The sequence below is a fragment of the Actinomadura rubrisoli genome (assembly GCF_004349215.1).
Classification (GTDB): Bacteria; Actinomycetota; Actinomycetes; order Streptosporangiales; family Streptosporangiaceae; genus Spirillospora; species Spirillospora rubrisoli.
On the sequence record NZ_SMKU01000052.1, the window covers coordinates 20,697 to 37,460 of the forward strand.

The 16,764-nt window shown below is 71.4% G+C and carries 10 protein-coding genes; 8 read left to right on the plus strand and 2 right to left on the minus strand.

Going from position 1 to position 16,764, the window contains the following annotated elements:
- Window positions 1–2 precede the first annotated feature (2 nt).
- Both E1298_RS13255 and E1298_RS13260 read right to left on the minus strand, forming a co-directional pair.
- Window positions 3–917, minus strand: coding sequence for a glycosyltransferase family 2 protein (locus E1298_RS13255; protein ID WP_207944604.1), 915 nt, complete (start codon window positions 915–917; stop codon window positions 3–5).
- Between the two features lie 162 nt (window positions 918–1,079).
- The gene (locus E1298_RS13260) at window positions 1,080–3,188 is read right to left on the minus strand and encodes a hypothetical protein (protein WP_131892850.1); all 2,109 of its coding nucleotides are present in this window, start codon (window positions 3,186–3,188) and stop codon (window positions 1,080–1,082) included.
- A gap of 70 nt (window positions 3,189–3,258) precedes the next feature.
- Between E1298_RS13260 and E1298_RS13265 the strand changes: the two genes are divergently transcribed.
- From E1298_RS13265 to E1298_RS13300, 8 genes are all read left to right on the plus strand, one after another.
- Window positions 3,259–4,110, plus strand: coding sequence for a TIGR03089 family protein (locus E1298_RS13265; RefSeq protein ID WP_131892852.1), 852 nt, complete (start codon window positions 3,259–3,261; stop codon window positions 4,108–4,110).
- A gap of 84 nt (window positions 4,111–4,194) precedes the next feature.
- Window positions 4,195–5,613 (plus strand): LCP family protein, encoded by a 1,419-nt coding sequence (locus tag E1298_RS13270; protein ID WP_131892854.1) that lies wholly within the window; start codon window positions 4,195–4,197, stop codon window positions 5,611–5,613.
- Window positions 5,614–5,623: 10 nt separating this feature from the next.
- Window positions 5,624–6,796, plus strand: coding sequence for an acyltransferase family protein (locus E1298_RS13275; protein ID WP_131892856.1), 1,173 nt, complete (start codon window positions 5,624–5,626; stop codon window positions 6,794–6,796).
- 117 nt (window positions 6,797–6,913) lie between these two features.
- Window positions 6,914–7,999, plus strand: coding sequence for an acyltransferase family protein (locus tag E1298_RS13280; RefSeq protein ID WP_131892858.1), 1,086 nt, complete (start codon window positions 6,914–6,916; stop codon window positions 7,997–7,999).
- A 90-nt stretch (window positions 8,000–8,089) separates the two neighbouring features.
- The gene (locus tag E1298_RS13285) at window positions 8,090–10,267 is read left to right on the plus strand and encodes a bifunctional glycosyltransferase/CDP-glycerol:glycerophosphate glycerophosphotransferase (protein WP_279498311.1); all 2,178 of its coding nucleotides are present in this window, start codon (window positions 8,090–8,092) and stop codon (window positions 10,265–10,267) included.
- Between the two features lie 107 nt (window positions 10,268–10,374).
- The gene (locus E1298_RS13290; RefSeq protein ID WP_165975448.1) at window positions 10,375–13,776 is read left to right on the plus strand and encodes a bifunctional glycosyltransferase family 2 protein/CDP-glycerol:glycerophosphate glycerophosphotransferase; all 3,402 of its coding nucleotides are present in this window, start codon (window positions 10,375–10,377) and stop codon (window positions 13,774–13,776) included.
- Window positions 13,777–13,790: 14 nt separating this feature from the next.
- Complete coding sequence (locus E1298_RS13295; RefSeq protein ID WP_131892862.1) at window positions 13,791–15,770, plus strand: glycosyltransferase family 2 protein; 1,980 nt, start codon at window positions 13,791–13,793, stop codon at window positions 15,768–15,770.
- Between the two features lie 138 nt (window positions 15,771–15,908).
- On the plus strand, window positions 15,909–16,764 hold an 856-nt coding region (locus E1298_RS13300; RefSeq protein ID WP_131892864.1), incomplete at its 3' end, for a hypothetical protein.

A 16,764-nucleotide genomic window follows, 5' to 3' on the forward strand; every position in this document is an offset into this window, starting at 1 on the left:
GCCTAGACGTCGCCGCGCGAGCGGACGATGAGGTCGGCCAGCAGGGCCAGCGACGCGATGATCAGCCCCGTCACGAAGATCATGATGGTGTTGTTGGCGAAGTAGCCGAAGTGCACGACCATGTCGAACACGCCCTTGAGCAGCCCGATCACGATCAGCCACAGCGCGGGCGGCATCAGCACCTTGAGCGGGTTGAAGTACATCACCATCCGCAGCACCTGGAGGATGTAGCGGTAGGCGTCCTTGGTGAAGTGGAACTTCGACTTCCCCGCCCGCTTGGCGTAGTCGATCGGCACGTACCGCACCGGGTGCTGGTTCGACAGGAACGCGATCGTGATCGTCGTGACGCAGGAGAAGCCGGGGGGCAGCAGCCGCAGGTAGGGCAGCGAGACCTCGCGGCGGAACGCCCGCAGCCCGGAGTTCAGGTCGGGGATCCGGGTGTTGGTGAGCCGCTCGGCGACCTTGCGGATGAACCACTTGGCGGGGACGCGCAGCGCCTTGTGCGTGCCCTCCTCGCTGGTGCGCGCCCCGACGACCTGGTCCACGGACGGGTCGGTGTCGAGCAGCTCCACCAGTTCGGGGATCCGGTCGTTGGGATAGGACATGTCGGCGTCGGTCCACACGACGATCTCGCCGCGGGCCTGCTGGGAGCCGATGCGGCGGACGGTGCCGGAGCCGCTGTTGTGCTGGAACGCCATGATCCGCATGTGCGGGAAGCGCGGGGCGGCCTCCTCCAGCTTGGCCAGCGTCGCGTCGGTGGAGCAGTCGTCGACGGCGAGCAGCTCGTAGGTCTTGCCGCTGCCGTCCATCGCCGCGCAGATGCGCTCGACCTCGTCGATCACGTGGTCCTGCTCGTTGTAGCAGGGCAGGACGATCGTCACGTGGACGGGCTCGCGCGCGGGCTCGGGAGCGGGCACCGGCGCGGGCTCCGCCGCCGGGCGGGACGGCGACGCGGGCGGCGGTGAGGCGGGCGGCGACACCGGCGGCGCGGGCGTCGAAGCGGCGGGCTGGGGCGCCGACGTGGCGGACTGGGTACTCACGCAGGGCGAGAATACTCGCCCCGGCGCACCCGGGCGGCCTTACGGGCGGGGCGGCTCGGCGATCCACACATCGACGCCCAGCCGCCACGTGCCGCCGGGCGGAGCGTCCAGCGTGCGCCCGTCCTGGCGGGTCCGCAGCGCCATGACCTGCGACACCGGGCCGTACTGCCGCACCTGCCCCGGCTCCGCCGCCATGATCACCGGACGCCGCCCGGCCGCGAACACCCGCCCGATGACGCGCCGGACGTCCGCGGGCCGCGCCGCGGGCGCCGTCCGCGCCGCGGGCAGCCCGCACATGCCGCGGACCACCTGGAGGAACCGGTCGGCGGTGGCCCGCTCGATGATCACGACGGAACGGCGCGGCCCCAGTTCCTCGCACATGCGGTGGACGGCCGCCCGCTCGTGCTGGTCCGTCCGCGACACCATGTACCTCCCGGACGACAGCACGATCGGGACCCCCAGTAGCAGGACTCCGAGCACCGCCGCCGGGCGGACGACCCGCGGCCCGTACCCGAGCCTGCGGATCCGCCTCGTCGTCCAGGCCGCCGCGAACATGGCGAACAGCAGCAGCCCCGGGATGACGAGCCCGATCAGCCGCCGGGACGCCCACGGGTGGTCGGGCGTGATGCCGGGACGCAGCAGCACCTGCACGGTCGTCCAGACCACCACCGCGTACGGCAGCAGCCACTCCGGCGACCGGCCGCGCACCAGCCGCCGCACCAGCAGCGCCGCGCCGAGCGTGGCCAGCAGCAGCGCGGGGACGCCGATGTACCAGGCGACCCAGTGCAGGGACAGCTCCGAGTACTGCCGGGTGCCGTCGACGGGCAGGTGGCCGATCAGCTGCACCTGCTCGATGAAGTGCGCGTTCAGCTCGTCATCGGGATTGTCCGGCACGCGGCGGACGGTCTGCACCAGCGGGCGGACGGCGAACGCCGCCATCACCAGCACGGTCAGCACGGCCGCGGCCCACGGCAGCCGCCCGCGCCCGATCGCCGTCCCGGCGCCGCGCAGCCGCGGGCCCGTCCGCTCCCAGCGCAGCAGCACCGCCATGACACCGGCCGCCACGACGGTCAGCGCGGTGAGGAGCAGGAGGGGATCGAGCGAGGCGTGCAGGTACCGCAGGTACGGGCGGGAGAGCGCGAAGCCCTCGGCCAGCCCGGCGCCGACCCCGATCACCAGCCCGGCCGCCAGCGGGTACCCGGTCCGGCGGCCGCGCGCGACGAGCAGCCCGGCGAACACCGCCACCGGCAGCACGTCCCGCAGCCCGTCGATGCGGACGAGCACGATCAGCCCCAGCGCGGCCCCGGCGAGGAACGCCTTCGTCCGGGCCGACCGCGCCCCCTCCTTCCGGACGTCGTGGAGCAGGGCCAGCCCGCCGAGCAGCAGGACGAGGGCGGGCGGCTCGCTGAACGTCGAGCGGGAGACCCACAGCATGGGCAGCGTCAGCGCCAGGAGCAGCGCCCCGGCGGGCGCCCAGCGGGGCCCGACCAGCCGCGCGACCAGCCCCGCGAACGCGAGGACGGAGCAGGCGCCGAGCAGCGGCGCCATCAGCAGCAGCCCGTGCGTCCCGCCGATCCAGCCGCCCAGCGCCAGGATCATCGGGAGCCCCGCCATGAACTGCGGGACCAGCGAGCCGCCGTCCTCGTAGAAGGCGGGACCGGCGTAGGCCAGCGCCCTGTCGTCGCCGCCGAACGCCCCCTCCCTCCGCGGGATCGGCAGCGAGCCGTGGTCGGCCAGCCACGTCGCGAACTGCACGTACGAGGCCGGGTCGCGGCGCACGATGATCTGCTCGGAGCACATCGCCACCTGGAGCGCGAGGAACGCCGCCGCCACCGCGAGGACGGCGCCGGTCGCCCACCACGACACCGCGCCCAGCCCGCCCGGCTCCGCCGCGCCGCGCCCGTCCGCGCCGTCCGCGCCGCTGGTCCCGTCCGCGCCGCTGGTCCCCCGCGGCCTGGAGCGCAGGCCCTGCCACAGCACCAGCGCCGCGACCGGCACGAACAAGCAGATCGCCGGGCCCGGACGGAACGCGCCCGCCAGCAGCAGCGGGAGCGAGACGGCCAGCCACGCCACGAGGAGCAGGGCCGGGGCCACGGTGATCCTGGCGAGCACCCGGCCGGCGGTCGTGCTCGCGACGTGGTCATTCATCGCTGCGGAGCGTAGCGGGCACGGCCGCGCGGTGAGGCGTGGCGGGCCGCGGGGGCTCTACGCTCGGCCCATGACCACACGCGCCCAGGAGGACATCGGCCCGGCGGAGCTGCTTCGGCGGCGGGTGGCGGGCGACCCGTCCCGGCCTCTGGTGACCTACTACGACGACGGGCCGGGCGAGCGGGTCGAGCTGTCGGCGCGGACGTTCGACAACTGGGTCTCCAAGACCGCGAACTTCCTGGTGGACGGCCTGGGCGCCGAGCCGGGCACGCGGGCGGTGCTCGCGCTCCCGCCGCACTGGCAGAGCGCGGTGTGGCTGATGGCCTGCTGGTCGGCGGGGCTCGTCGCCGAGCCGGTCGACCCGGAGACGGTCCGGACGCGGATCGGAGCGGACGCGGCCGAACCCTTGGGGGCCTCCGGGCCGTACATCCTGGCGGCGGCCGAGGAGGTGCTGGACGAGGTGATCGCGGACACCGGCGCGGAGGAGATCGTCGGCCTGTCGCTGCACGCGCTGGGCGGCCCGCTGGGGCGGTGCCCGGCGGGGGTCGTCGACTACGCGGCGGAGGTCCGCGCCTACGGCGACCGGTTCGCGGCGGGCCCCGAGGTGACGCCCGCGGCACCCGCGCTCAGTGTGACAAAGGCCACATTGAGCGGGTCGGACCTGGTCGCCGCGGCCCATGCGGCCGTCGCGAAGTGGGACCTTGACGCACGGGACCGTGTCCTGGTTGACATGTCGTTCGCCACACTCGACGGGCTTCTGGCGGGCCTGCTCGCACCACTAGCCTCAGGTGCTTCCGTCATAATTCAACGAAACTTCGACAAAGCCGCCCTAGATCGACGAGTCACCCTGGAGCATGTGACGGCGGTGGCGGGTCTGCCGGGATGGAATGACGCATCCGGGTCCCTGCACCGGCTCTCCTGACCTACGCTTCCCTTGCTCTTGCCCGACCCGCGACCGCACACCCGATCCCCTGAAGGCGGGGCGCACCCCCGGACCCCGGAGCCGATGAACAGCAACCCGATGTACATGGAGTACGTCGACGACGCCGATCCGCAGCCGGCGCCGCCTCGACGCGGTTGGCGCATCCTCGGCTGGGTGTGCATCGGACTGTCGGCGGTCATGGTGGCCGGCTCCCTCACCGCCTACGGCCTGTACCGCAAGGCGTTCGGGAACATCGCGCACGAGGACGTGAACGCGCAGCTCGGGCCGAACCGGCCCAAGAAGCTGAACAGCGCGATGAACATCCTCATCCTCGGGTCCGACACCCGCGCCGGGGCCAACGCCAAGTACGGCCGCAGCATGAAGAACGAGCCGCCCCGCTCGGACACGATGATCCTGCTGCACCTGTCCCCCGGCGGCGGGCAGGCGATGGGCATCAGCTTCCCTCGCGACCTGATGATCCCGATGCCGTCCTGCAAGACCAAGACCGGCAGCACGCCCCCCGCGTCCCGGGCGCAGATCAACTCGGCGTTCACCAGCGGCGGCGCCGGCTGCGTGATGAAGGCGATCGAGAACATCTCCAACATCCGCATCGACCACTTCATGCAGGTCGACTTCAACGGCTTCAAGTCCATCACCAACGCCGTCGGCGGCGTCCCGGTGTGCCTGCCGAAGGACGTCGACGACCGGCAGTCCAAGCTCAAGCTCACCCGGGGCCGCCACACGATCAAGGGCGAGACGGCGCTGGCCTACGTCCGCAACCGGCACGGCCTCGGCGACGGCTCCGACACCGACCGCATCAAGCGGCAGCAGAAGTTCATGGGCGCCCTGGCCAACAAGGCGATGAGCGCGGGCGTGCTCAGCAACCCGGCCCGGCTGCTGTCGCTGATGAACGCGACCACCAAGTCGCTCACCACCGACAAGGAACTGACGCCGCAGGTCATGATGAAGATCGCCCAGGGCATGCAGGGCATGACCTCGGGCAAGCTCCGCTTTGTCACGGTCCCGTCGGGCCCCGACCCGCTCGACCCCAACCGGGTCGCGCTCAACGCGGGCGCCCAGCCGTTCTTCGCCTCCATCCGCAACGACAAGACGGTGCCCGCCGAGCCCAAGCCGAGCGGCGCCAAGATCCCGCCGAGCCAGGTGCGGGTGCGGGTGTTCAACGCCAGCGGCGTCACCGGCAAGGCCACCCGCGTCGCCGAGGACCTGGAGTCGCAGGGCTTCCAGGTGACGGTGGGCGGCAACGCCCCCGGCACGCGGACCAGCAAGGTCCTGTACGGCTCGGGCGCCGACCAGCAGGCCCAGACCCTGGCCGGGCTGATCCCGGGCAAACCGCAGCCCGCGGCCCGCACAAGCGGCGGCTCGCCCGGCGTCGTCGACCTGATCGTCGGCTCCGACTGGACGGTCCTGAAGAGCTCCAGGGCGGGCATCCCGAAGCAGACCGGCGAGATCAAAGCCAACGACGACATCTGCAAGGAGCCCTAACCTCGCTGCCATGACGTACAGCCCACGGCTCGCCACGGGCCCCGCGACAGCCACCGGGGCCGGACTCGCCGAACCCGCCGCTGAGCACCCCGCCGCCGAGCACCCCGTCGATGGGCGGTCCGCCGGTGAGCGGTTCGCTGAGGAGCAGGCCGCGGAGAGGGCCCCGCGTGCGCGCAAGCAGCGCGACCCGTTCTTCGACAACGCCAAGTACCTGGCGATCCTGCTGGTGGTGGCGGGGCACTCCCTGGAGGGCCTGCTGAACGTCCCCCTGGCCAAGGGTCTGTACATCTTCATCTACATGTTCCACATGCCGCTGTTCATCGTGACCACCGGCTACTTCTCGCGGAACTGGACGTTCTCCGCCGGCAAGGCGCGCAAGCTCATCACCAACGTGGGCGTGCCGTACGTGGTGTTCGAGTTCGCCTACTCCATCTACGACTGGCTGGCGGGACGCAACGAGCTGGAGATCAGCCTGCTCAACCCGTACTACCTCACGTGGTTCCTGTGCGCGCTGTTCCTGTGGCGGCTGTCCACGCCGGTCTGGCAGCAGATCAGATGGCCGCTGGCGGTGTCGCTGGCGTTCGCGCTGCTGTCGTACATGAGCTACCTCGGCGGCACGTTCGACATCCACCGGGTGATCGGGCTCCTGCCGTTCTACGTCCTCGGCCTCAATCTCAAGCCCGAGCACTTCGAGCTGGTCAAAAAGCCGATCGCCCGCCCGATCGGGTGGTGCGTCCTCGCGGCCGGGCTGGGCTGCTCCTACCTCGCCATGAACCACATGTCGCGGGCCTGGGTCTACTGGAAGCACCCGCACGCCATGCTCGGGGTCGGAAACTTCGCGGGCACGGTGATGCGGCTCGGCATGTTCGTCTCCGCGACGCTTCTGGTCGTCGCGTTCCTCTGCGTCGTGCCGCGCAGGCGGTACTGGTTCACCGGGCTCGGCGCGGCGACGCTGTACGCGTACCTGCTGCACGGGTTCGTCACCCGGCTGCTGAACTTCACCGGCTGGTGGGGCTCGGACTGGATGCACACCCCTCAGGGCGTGCTGGCCGTGCTCGCCGGGGCCGTGGTCGTCGGCACGCTGCTGTGCTCCAAGCCCGTCGTCCGCGGCATGAGCTGGGCGCTGGAGCCCAAGATGACCTGGGTCTTCACTCCGCTGCGCCGGCCGGGTGCCCGCCGATGACGATCGCCGCGACCGCAGGAGTCTCGCCTAACCGGCCCCAGGGCCCCCAAACGGGCACTAGAGTCGCCATGCCTCCACGTGAACGATCGTCGCGTACCAAGTGAATCTTTCGGAGACATGACGGAAACCCTCCCACAGTCACGTCCGCCCGCCCCCGACGAGCCGGCCACCGAGTCTCCCGGGGCGGTCGAGCCGCGCCCGCGGCAGCGCGACGCCTACTTCGACAACGCCAAGTTCTTCACGGCCCTGCTGGTCGTGGTCGGGCACGTCTGGGCGGAGTTCAACGACAGCAACGCGGTGCACGCGGCGTACATGGTGCTGTACGGCTTCCACATGCCGGTGTTCGTGTTCATCTCCGGATACTTCTCCCGCGGATTCCTCCGCTCGACGGACAAGTTCCGCAGCATTTTTCCCACGCTGATCGTCCCGTACGTCATCTTCATCGTCCTCTATCGGCTGCAGCTCGTCTTCGTCAATGACGTTGATTTCCGATTGAACGAGCTTTTCCGCCCGCATTTCCTGATGTGGTTTCTGGTGGCGATGGTGTTCTGGCGGCTGAGCGCCCCGCTGTGGGGCCACCTGCGCCATCCCTTCGCGGTGTCGATGGCGCTGGCCCTGGTCGGGGGCAGCTGGGCCTTCACCGCCGACACGACCCTCAGCCGGACGGCCGGGCTGCTGCCGTTCTTCGTGCTCGGGCTGACGATCGAGCCCCGGCACGTCCAGATCCTGCGGCGCTCCTGGGCCCGCTGGGCGGGCCTCGCCGTCCTGGCGGCGGCGCTGCCCATCGCCTACGTCTGGGAGCGCGGCACGGTCCTCCCGAAGGTCCACAAGGGCTTCGTGTGGTGGACGATGGGCTACGAGGAGATGGGCTACGGGGCGCTGGAGGGCATGGCCGGCCGCCTCCTCGCCGTCGCGTTCGCACTCGTCCTCGGCGCGGCCTTCCTCGCCGCGATCCCGCGCGGGCAATCCTGGTACACCCGGATGGGGACGCGGACGATGTACGTCTACCTCCTGCACGGGCTCGTCGTGAAGACCTTCGACTACACCGGCGTGCTCGCCGAGCCGGTCCTGCACAACCCGCTCGGGATCGTCTCGGTCACCCTCGCCGCACTCGCGCTCGGCGTGGTGCTGGCGACCGAGCCGGTGCGCTGGGCCGCCCGCTGGGCCGTCGAGCCCAAAGCGCGCCGGCTGCTCAAGCCCTAACTACCATGTGCGGGTATAGTCCAAATTTTCACCGAGTAGTTGATTGGCCGACGCGTGAGCAGTGGTAACGACATCTCCCTGAGCATCATCGTGCCCGTGCACAAAGTGCAGGGCTACATCCGGCAGTGCATGGACTCCATCCTCGACCCCGACCTTCCGAACCTGGAAGTGATCGCGGTCGACGACGCCTCGCCGGACGGATGCGGAGAGATTCTCGACGAGTTCGCCGAACGCGACTCCCGGGTGCGCGTGCGCCACCTCACCGAGAACGTCGGGCTCGGGCATGCCCGCAACACCGGGCTCGACATGGCGACCGGCGAGTACGTCTGGTTCTTCGACAGCGACGACTACGCGACCGAGGGCGCCGTCCGGGCGATCTGCGACCGGCTCGCCGAGACTCGTCCGGACGTGCTGGTCTTCGACTACGCGCGGGCGTACTGGAACGGCAAGGTCAAGCGCAGCATCATCAACGACCTGTTCCGCGAGCCGCCGGCGCCCGACGTCTTCACGCTGGAACAGCGCCCGAGCGTCCTTGAGATGATGATGACGGCGTGGAACAAGGCGATCCGCCGGGAGTTCCTCCTCGACCTCGGGCTGCGTTTCAGCGGCGGCTACTACGAGGACGTCAACGTCACCTACCCGATCCTCATGGCCGCCGAGCGGCTGAGCCTTCTGGACCGGGTCTGCTACATCTACCGGCAGCGCCGCCGCGGCGCGATCACCAAGACGACCGGCGCCAAGCACTTCGACGCGTTCGCCCAGTACGACCGCATCTTCGACTTCATGGACGAGATGGGCCCCAAGGCCGAGCCGTTCCGGGAGCTGATGTTCAACCGGACGATCTGGCACCTGCTGGTGATCATCGAGCGGGGCGACCGGGTGCACGAGTCGGAGAACGAGCGGTTCTTCGCCGAGATGTCGAAGACCTACAACCGCTACAAGCCGGAAGGCCACGTCCCGCCCGACAACAAGCCCGGCCTGGCCGACAAGCACCGGCTGATCGAGAAGAACGACTTCCGGGGCTTCCAGCGCCTCGGTCCCGGATCGGTCAAGGCGAAGGCCAAGAAGCGCGGCCGCAAGGCCAACAACCTCCGCAAGCGCGGCGTGCAGTACTCCAAGGAAATGGCCAAGGACCGCTTCTACCAGATGCAGCGGCGCCTTTCCATCGACGAGAACCTCGCCGTGTTCGGCGCGTACTGGTACCGCGGTTACGCCTGCAATCCGGCCGCCATCTACGAGAAGGCCAAGGAGCTCGCCCCGCACATCCGCGGCGTGTGGGTGGTGAAGCCGGGGGCGCGCAAGACCATGCCGGAGGGCGTGGAGTACGTCGTGTCCGGGTCGGCCGACTACTACCGGACGATCGCGCGGGCGAAGTACTTCGTCAACAACGTCAACTTCCCCGACCACCTCGTCAAGCGCCCCGGCCAGGTGCACCTGATGACCCAGCACGGGACCCCGCTGAAGAAGATGGGGCTCGACCAGATGGAGTTCCCGGTCGGCGCCAACGACATGGACTTCAAGGCCCTCATCACCCGGTCGGACCGCTGGGACTACCTCCTGTCGTCCAACCCGCTGTCGTCCGAGGCGTGGGAGCGCGGGTTCCCGTGCAACTACGAGATGCTGGAGATCGGGTACCCGCGCAACGACCGGCTCGTGACCGCCACCGAGGCGGAGCGGGACCGGCTGCGCGAGCAGATCGGCGTTCCGGAGGGCGCGACGGCGATCCTCTACGCGCCGACGCATCGCGACTACCAGCGCCGCTACAGCCCGATGTTCGACATCGGCCGGTTCGTCGAGCAGCTCGGCCAGGACCACGTCCTGTTGCTGCGAGCGCACTATTACTACAAGATCAAGAACATGGCGGCGGATCTGGGCTGGCCCGAGGGCCGGGTGATCGACGTGTCGGCGCACCCGTCGGTGGAGGACCTGAGCATCGCCTCGGACGCGCTGCTCACGGACTACTCCTCGGTCATGTTCGACTACGCGAACCTCGACAAGCCGATCGTCATCTACGCCAACGACTGGGAGACCTACCGGCTCACCCGCGGGGTCAACTTCGACCTGACCGCCACCCCGCCCGGCGTCGTCGCGACGACGGAGAGCGAACTGGTCGACGCGTTCGTCTCCCGGGCGGCGTGGAGCGACACGGCCGTCAAGGCGCGCGACGGGTTCCGGGCGCGGTTCTGCCCGTGGGACGACGGGCACGCGGCCGAGCGCGCCGTCCGCCGCCTGTTCCTCGGGGAGCAGGTCCCGAACCCGCCGATGTAGATCCGCCCGCCCCGCTCCCGCATCCGCGGCTCCCGCCGCTCACAACACGTCGTCTCACGACCTGGCCACGGTTCCCAGGTCCTCAAGTGGTCGAAGGAGTGGGTCGCTTGTCCACCAGCCGGATCAGCGTCATCGTCCTCTCACACGGAGCCGGGGAGTCGCTGCCCGACACCCTGACCTCCCTGTCGGTGCAGTCCCACGGCGAGCTGGAGGTGCTCGTCATGGACGACGGCACCGGCGCCGCCGCCGGGATCGCGCTGCCCGACGACCGGTTCCGGCTCGTCCGGGAGGGCGCCCTCAGCCGGGGCGCGGCCCGGGGCCGCGGGGTCGCGGCCGCCGGCGGCGCGTTCCTGCTGTTCGTGGACGGGGGCGACGAGCTGCCCCCGGACGCGCTGGAACTGCTGCTGTCCGCCCTGGAGAGGTCCGGTTCGGACTTCGCGCTCGGCGGCGAGGCGGCCAGGAAGCGGACCGGGCAGGTGTGGTCGTGGCAGCCCCGCAAGGCGACGGTTCCGCCGGCCACCGGAACCGACCTGCGCCGCCACCCGGACCTCATCCTGAGCAGGCAGATCACCGGCAAGCTGTTCCGCCGCTCGTTCTGGCAGGCGGGCGGGCTGGAGTTCCCCGACATCGGCAGGTACGACGACCTGGCCGTGACCGTCCAGGCGCTGCACCTGGCCAAGGCGATCGACGTGCTGCCCGAGGTCGTGCTGCACCGCCGGCCGGCCCGGTACGCGCCGACGACGGAGGCGCAGGAGATCGCGGACGGGTTCGGCGCGGTCACGCTCGCAACGACCTGGCTCGCCGAGCACGGCAGCGCCAGGGACGCGCGGCCGCTCCAGCTCGCCGCCGTCACCACCGAGCTGCGGGTGTTCCTGGACGTGCTGCCCGACCTGCCGGGCGAGGAGCGCGATCAGGTCGTCGCCCAGGCGGCCGCGTTCGCCGCCGGGGTGCCCGCGAAGGTGTTCGCCGAGGCGCCCGCGCTGGTCCGCCTGAAGTGGCACCTGGCCTCGGCCGGGCACACGACCGAGCTGGTGAAGGTCGTCCGGTACGAGCGGGGCAAGTCCTCGCCGTCCATCGTCCGCGACCCGGTGCGCCGGTACGTGGTGTACCCGTACTGGAAGGACAACGCGCTCGACATCCCGCGCGAGGTCTACCGCGCCCGCGACGAGGTGAAGCTGCGCGGCCGCGTCCACGCCGTCCGCTGGGAGGGCGACCGGCTGACGGTCACCGGCGAGGCGTACATCAACTCGGTCAGCTCGCGCCGCCGCTGGACCGCGCTGAAGACGGTGACGCTGCGCTCGGGCCGCCGCAAGATCATCGCGCGGGCGCGGCAGACCCCGAAGCCCGGCAAGACCTCCGGCGCCTGGTCGGGGTTCGAGTTCTCGCTGGACGCGGGCAGGCTGCGCGACCGCGGGACGTGGGTCGAGGGCATCTGGGACGTGCGGGCCTCGGTGCTGAACTCCGGCGTGTTCCGCCAGGGGCCGCTGCGCGGCGGCGGCTCCGGCACCGGCGCGCACCCCCCGTACCACTACGTCGCCGACGACGTCCGCGTCGTCCCGCGGATCGTGGACGGGAACCTGCGCGTCGAGGTCGAGAAGGTCCGGGTGAAGGCGTCGTCCCTGCGCTGGGAGGGCGACGCGCTGGTCATCGGGCTCACGGCGGCGGGCGACCCGCCCGCGGAGCTGACGCTGCGGCTCGGCGACACGCGGGTCCGGGTCCCGGTCACCACCGCCGGCGGGGCGCCGAGCGCCCGCGTCGATCCGGCGGCGCTCGCGGACGTGCCGATCGACCCCGACGCGATCGACGACACCCGCGACTGGACGATCTCCGCCGACGGCCGGTCCCTGGTCCTCGCCGAGGGCGTGGAGGAGGTTGCGCGGCCGTTCGGCGCGCTGGAGGTCGTCGCGGGCCGCGGCCCCAGCGGCTACCTGCGCGTCCGGCTCACCACGACCCGGCTGCTCGTCGCCGACTGCGCGTGGCGCCCGGACGGGACCCTGGCCCTGACCGCGACGCACGCGGCGCACGAGGCCGGGCAGATCGTTCTGCGCGGCCGCGCCCGCCGCAAGGACTTCGCGTTCGACCTGGTCGCCGACGGGTCCGGGACGCTGCGGGCCGAGGTGCCCGTGGCGGCCGTGCCGAGCGTGGCGGGCGTGCTGCCGCTGCGCCCAGGCCGCTGGGACGTGCTGTTCCGCCCCCACGGGGGCCGGGCGCTGACCGTCCGCCTCACCGGCCCGGCCCAGAAGGGCCTGCCCGAGGCGCTGGAGGTGGCGCGGCGCGAGTACGACCTGGAGTCCGCGGACGGGCGGCTCGTCGTGTCGGTGACCGGCGATGTGTCCCGCGAGGAGCGCGGCGAGGGCCCGAAGATCCGCGAGGAGGCCCGCCGGCGGGTCGAGCGGGACGGGCTCCGCGACGCCGTGCTGTTCTCCTGCTTCAACGGGCGGCAGTACTCCGACAGCCCGAAGGCGATCCACCAGGAGCTCGTCCGGCGTGGCTCGGACCTGGAGCAGCTCTGGGTCGTCAACGACGCGCAGGTGGAGCTACCGAGCACGCTGGAGGCCGTCCGGCTGAACGGGCGGGAGTGGCAGGAGGCGGTGTCCACCTCCCGCTATATCGTCACCAACCACCGGCTCGGCGACTGGTTCCAGCGGCACCCGGACCAGATCGTCCTGCAGACCTGGCACGGCACCCCGCTGAAGAAGATCGGGAAGGACATCAAGGAGGTGCACTTCGCCTACGCGCCCGGAATGAAGAAGGCGCTGCAGGCCAAGTCCACCGGCCCGGCCATCCCCGAGTGGAGCCACCTGCTGTCCCCGAACCCGTTCAGCACGGAGATCTTCCGCCGGGCGTTCGCGTTCCAGGGCGAGATCATCGAGGCGGGCTACCCGCGCAACGACCTGATGCACAGCCCCGAGGCCGAGGCGGTCGCCAAGGACGTCCGGACGCGGCTCGGGATCCCCGAGGGCAAGCGGGTCGTGCTGTACGCGCCCACCTGGCGCGACGACCAGTACTACAGCAAGGGCCGCTACAAGTTCGACATGCGGCTCGACCTGGAGCGCGCCCGCGCCGCGCTCGGCGACGACCACGTGCTGCTGGTCCGGCTGCACACCAACGTCGTGGACGGCATCGCCGAGGACCCGGGCGGCTTCGTCCGGGACGTGTCGCTCTACCCCGACATCACCGAGCTGTACCTGATCTCCGACATGATGATCAGCGACTACTCGTCGGTGATGTTCGACTACGCCAACACCGGACGCCCCATGCTGTTCTTCACCTATGATCTGGCCGACTACCGGGACCGGCTCCGCGGCTTCTACTTCGACTTCGAGGCCGAGGCGCCGGGTCCGCTGGTGGAGACCTCCGACGACCTGATCGAGGCGATCGGGAACATCGAGGACGCCACCGCCGGGCACCGGTCGCGGTACCAGGACTTCGTCGAGCGTTTCTGCCCCCTGGACGACGGGAACGCCGCCGCCCGTACGGTCGACAGAGTCTTCCAGTCATCTCTTTGAACGGTTGGACCGCCATGGCTTCCCCCAAGGTCAGCGTCATCGTTCCCGTGTACAACTGCCGTACGACGGTGGAGGGGACGCTGCGCTCGGTGTTCGAGCAGACGCTCGCCCCCGAGCTGATCGAAGTGGTCGCGGTGGACGACGGGTCCACCGACGGCAGCGGTGAGGAGCTCGACCGGCTCGCCACCCAGCATCCCGGGCTCAGCGTCGTCTACCAGCCCAACTCGGGCGGCCCCGGCGGCCCCCGCAACACCGCGATCGAGCGCGCCCGCGGCGAGTACCTGTTCTTCCTGGACGCCGACGACCGGCTCGGTCCCGAGGCCCTGGAGCGCCTGTGCGCCATGGCCGACGAGAACGGCACCGACATCGCCATCGGCAACTACGTCGGCGTCGGACGGGGCGTCGCGCGCTTCGACAAGAACGTCCCGCGCGTCACCGTGGACGACCCCGACTTCGACGTCTACAGCAGGTCGCTGACCGCGCACAAGCTGTTCCGCAGGGACCTCGTGGAACGGCACGGGATCCGCTTCCCGGCGGGGATCCTCTCGGGCGAGGACAAGGTGTTCACCGCCCATGCGCTCCTGCACTCCTCCGGCGTGTCGATCGTCGCCGACTACGACTGCTACTTCCTGGTGGAGCGGAACGACGGCACCAGCATCATGCAGACCGGCGGCGCCGGGCCCACCGAGTACTTCGACCGGGCCGCCCGTCCGCTGCTGGAGAACGTCATGTCGCACACCAAGCCGGGCCCGGTCCGCGACCGGATGCTCATCCGCCACTTCCAGCGCGACGTCCTGCACCGGTTCAACGGCACGTTCCTCGCGGGCGACGCCGATCTCCGGCGGGCGACGCGCGACGGGGCGCGCAACCTCTGCGAGGACTTCCTCAGCCAGGCGGTGCTCAGGCGGATGCCGCCCCGGCACCGGCTGCTCGCCCACTGCGCGCGCAGCGGGCACCAGGAGCTCCTCAGCAAGATCGTCCAAGCGCACCTGGCGCCCGAGCCGGTGCCGGTCGTGGTCGACAAGGACCACGCCTACCTGCGGTACCCCGGCTTCCGGGAGCCCGGCGCCGCCATCTCCGACAGCTACTACGACGTCACCGACCGGCTGCGGGTGGAGCGGCACATGACGGCGCTCGGGTGGGACGGCGACCGGCTGCGCGCCAGCGGCACCGTCCGGCTCGGCCAGGTCGACACCGCCGGGCAGTCGGTCCGGATGCTGCTGCGCGACAAGAAGTCGGGCGCCGAGCACCGGGTGCCCGCCGAGTCCGACGGCGACGGCGGCTTCACCGTGGACATCGACGCGTGCACGGCGGCCTCCGGCGCGCCCCTGCCGGCGGGCGCCTGGGACCTGCACGTGGAGGTCGTCTGCGACCAGCTCGCCAAGGAGGGACGGCTCGGCGCCGACCGCTCCCCCGACCTCGGAGCACCGCCGGCACGGTTCGTCACGTCCGAGGACGGTGCGGGAGCGGGCGTCACCCCGTTCTTCACGCGCGCCTACGACAACCTGACCCTCACCGTCGTCCCGGGCCCCGCCGCCCTGGAGAAGCTGCTGCGCGTCGAGGAGATCGGCTGGGACGGCGGCGCGCGGCTGCGCGTGCGCGGCCACGTGCCCGCCGGGTCCGGCGCGGCCGGGCGCGTCGGCCTCGCCGTCCGGGTGGAGCCGCGCGGCGAGGGGACGGGCCGCGAGGCCGAGGTCCGGCTCACGGCCGGGGACGGCCGCATGGAGTTCACCGCGGTCGCCGACCTGCGCGGCCTGGCCGCCGGGCGCTGGGACATCTGGCTGGCGTTCACGGTCGGCGGCGAGACCGTCCGGCTGCGGGTACCCATGCCGGACGCCCCGAAGGCGGCGGCGGTCCCGTGCGCGGCGTTCGGGATGCGCCGGGCCGCCTACTACCGGACGGGCGGCGGCAACCTCGCGGTCCACGTCGTCCCCGGGAAGGTGCCCGCCCTGGCCCGGTCGGCCGGCCGCCGCCTCGGCAGGGCCCGGCGCTAAAGGTTCGGGCCGGAAGTGGTCCTTCTACCCAAGGGCAGTTCATTGAGCGTTCAATACATGTTGATACGCTGAGTGTCCGCACGATCAGTGCTGGGAGGAAGGCTTGCTGCTGTGAACGCGGTGGCGAACCATGTGAGGGTGGCCGCCGACGACGGCCTGCTGATCCGCTGGCCGGATCCGCTGCCCGACGGCGAGCGGATCGTCCTTCGGCACGGCTCGTCCGGTGACGAGCGCGCCGCGAACCCCGCCGGCGACCGCCGGTCCTGCGTGCTCGCGCTCGGCGAGCTGGGGCCGGGCGCGTGGGAGGTGCACTTGGAGGCGGGCAGCCTCACCCGGCCGTTGCTGACCGACGACCCCGGGTTCTCCCTCGACGAGCTGCGCGCCTACGCCGCGTTCCCCCGCCGGCGCTCCGTCCGCGTCACCCGGTCGCGGGAGGGGCGCGTCATGGTGCGCGTCCACGAGGTCGTGCCGCACGCCGAGGTCGAGGTCGTGCATCCGCGCGACGACGAGATCCGGGTCGGCGGCCTGCTCGCCTACAGCGGCCCCCGGTCGGGCGAGGCCCGGCTGGTGGCGCTCGCGCGCGAGGGCGGCGGCACGGCGGTCGGCGCGGCGCGGATCCACGGGACCGAGTTCCACGCCCGGCTGCCCCTCACCTCCCTGGCGGCCGTCCGCCCCCCGGTGCACTGGGACCTCTGGCTGGACGTCGCCGACGTCCACGCCCGCCTCGCCACGCTCCTGGACGACGCGCCCGGCAAGCAGGGCAAGCTGGCGTTCCCGTCCCAGACCGTCTCGTCCGGCGGCGGGGAGCTGATCGTCCGGCCTTACTACACGGCGCGGGACGAACTGTCGGTCGCCTGCCACCGAGCCGATTCCTGGTGGGGGGACGACCCCCCACACCCCCCGGAAACCGCGACCGGCCCGGCCCCCTCCACTCCGCTAGCGCTCCGCTCCGGGAACCGGGCCGATACCCGGTGGGGGGACGACCCCCCACACC

Bases quoted from the DNA above. Each gene is read 5' to 3' on its own strand.
- E1298_RS13260 (WP_131892850.1), bottom strand. From the start codon at position 3,188: ATGAATGACCACGTCGCGAGCACGACCGCCGGCCGGGTGCTCGCCAGG.
- E1298_RS13265 (WP_131892852.1), top strand. From the start codon at position 3,259: ATGACCACACGCGCCCAGGAGGACATCGGCCCGGCGGAGCTGCTTCGG.
- E1298_RS13270 (WP_131892854.1), top strand. From the start codon at position 4,195: ATGAACAGCAACCCGATGTACATGGAGTACGTCGACGACGCCGATCCG.
- E1298_RS13275 (WP_131892856.1), top strand. From the start codon at position 5,624: ATGACGTACAGCCCACGGCTCGCCACGGGCCCCGCGACAGCCACCGGG.
- E1298_RS13280 (WP_131892858.1), top strand. From the start codon at position 6,914: ATGACGGAAACCCTCCCACAGTCACGTCCGCCCGCCCCCGACGAGCCG.
- E1298_RS13295 (WP_131892862.1), top strand. From the start codon at position 13,791: ATGGCTTCCCCCAAGGTCAGCGTCATCGTTCCCGTGTACAACTGCCGT.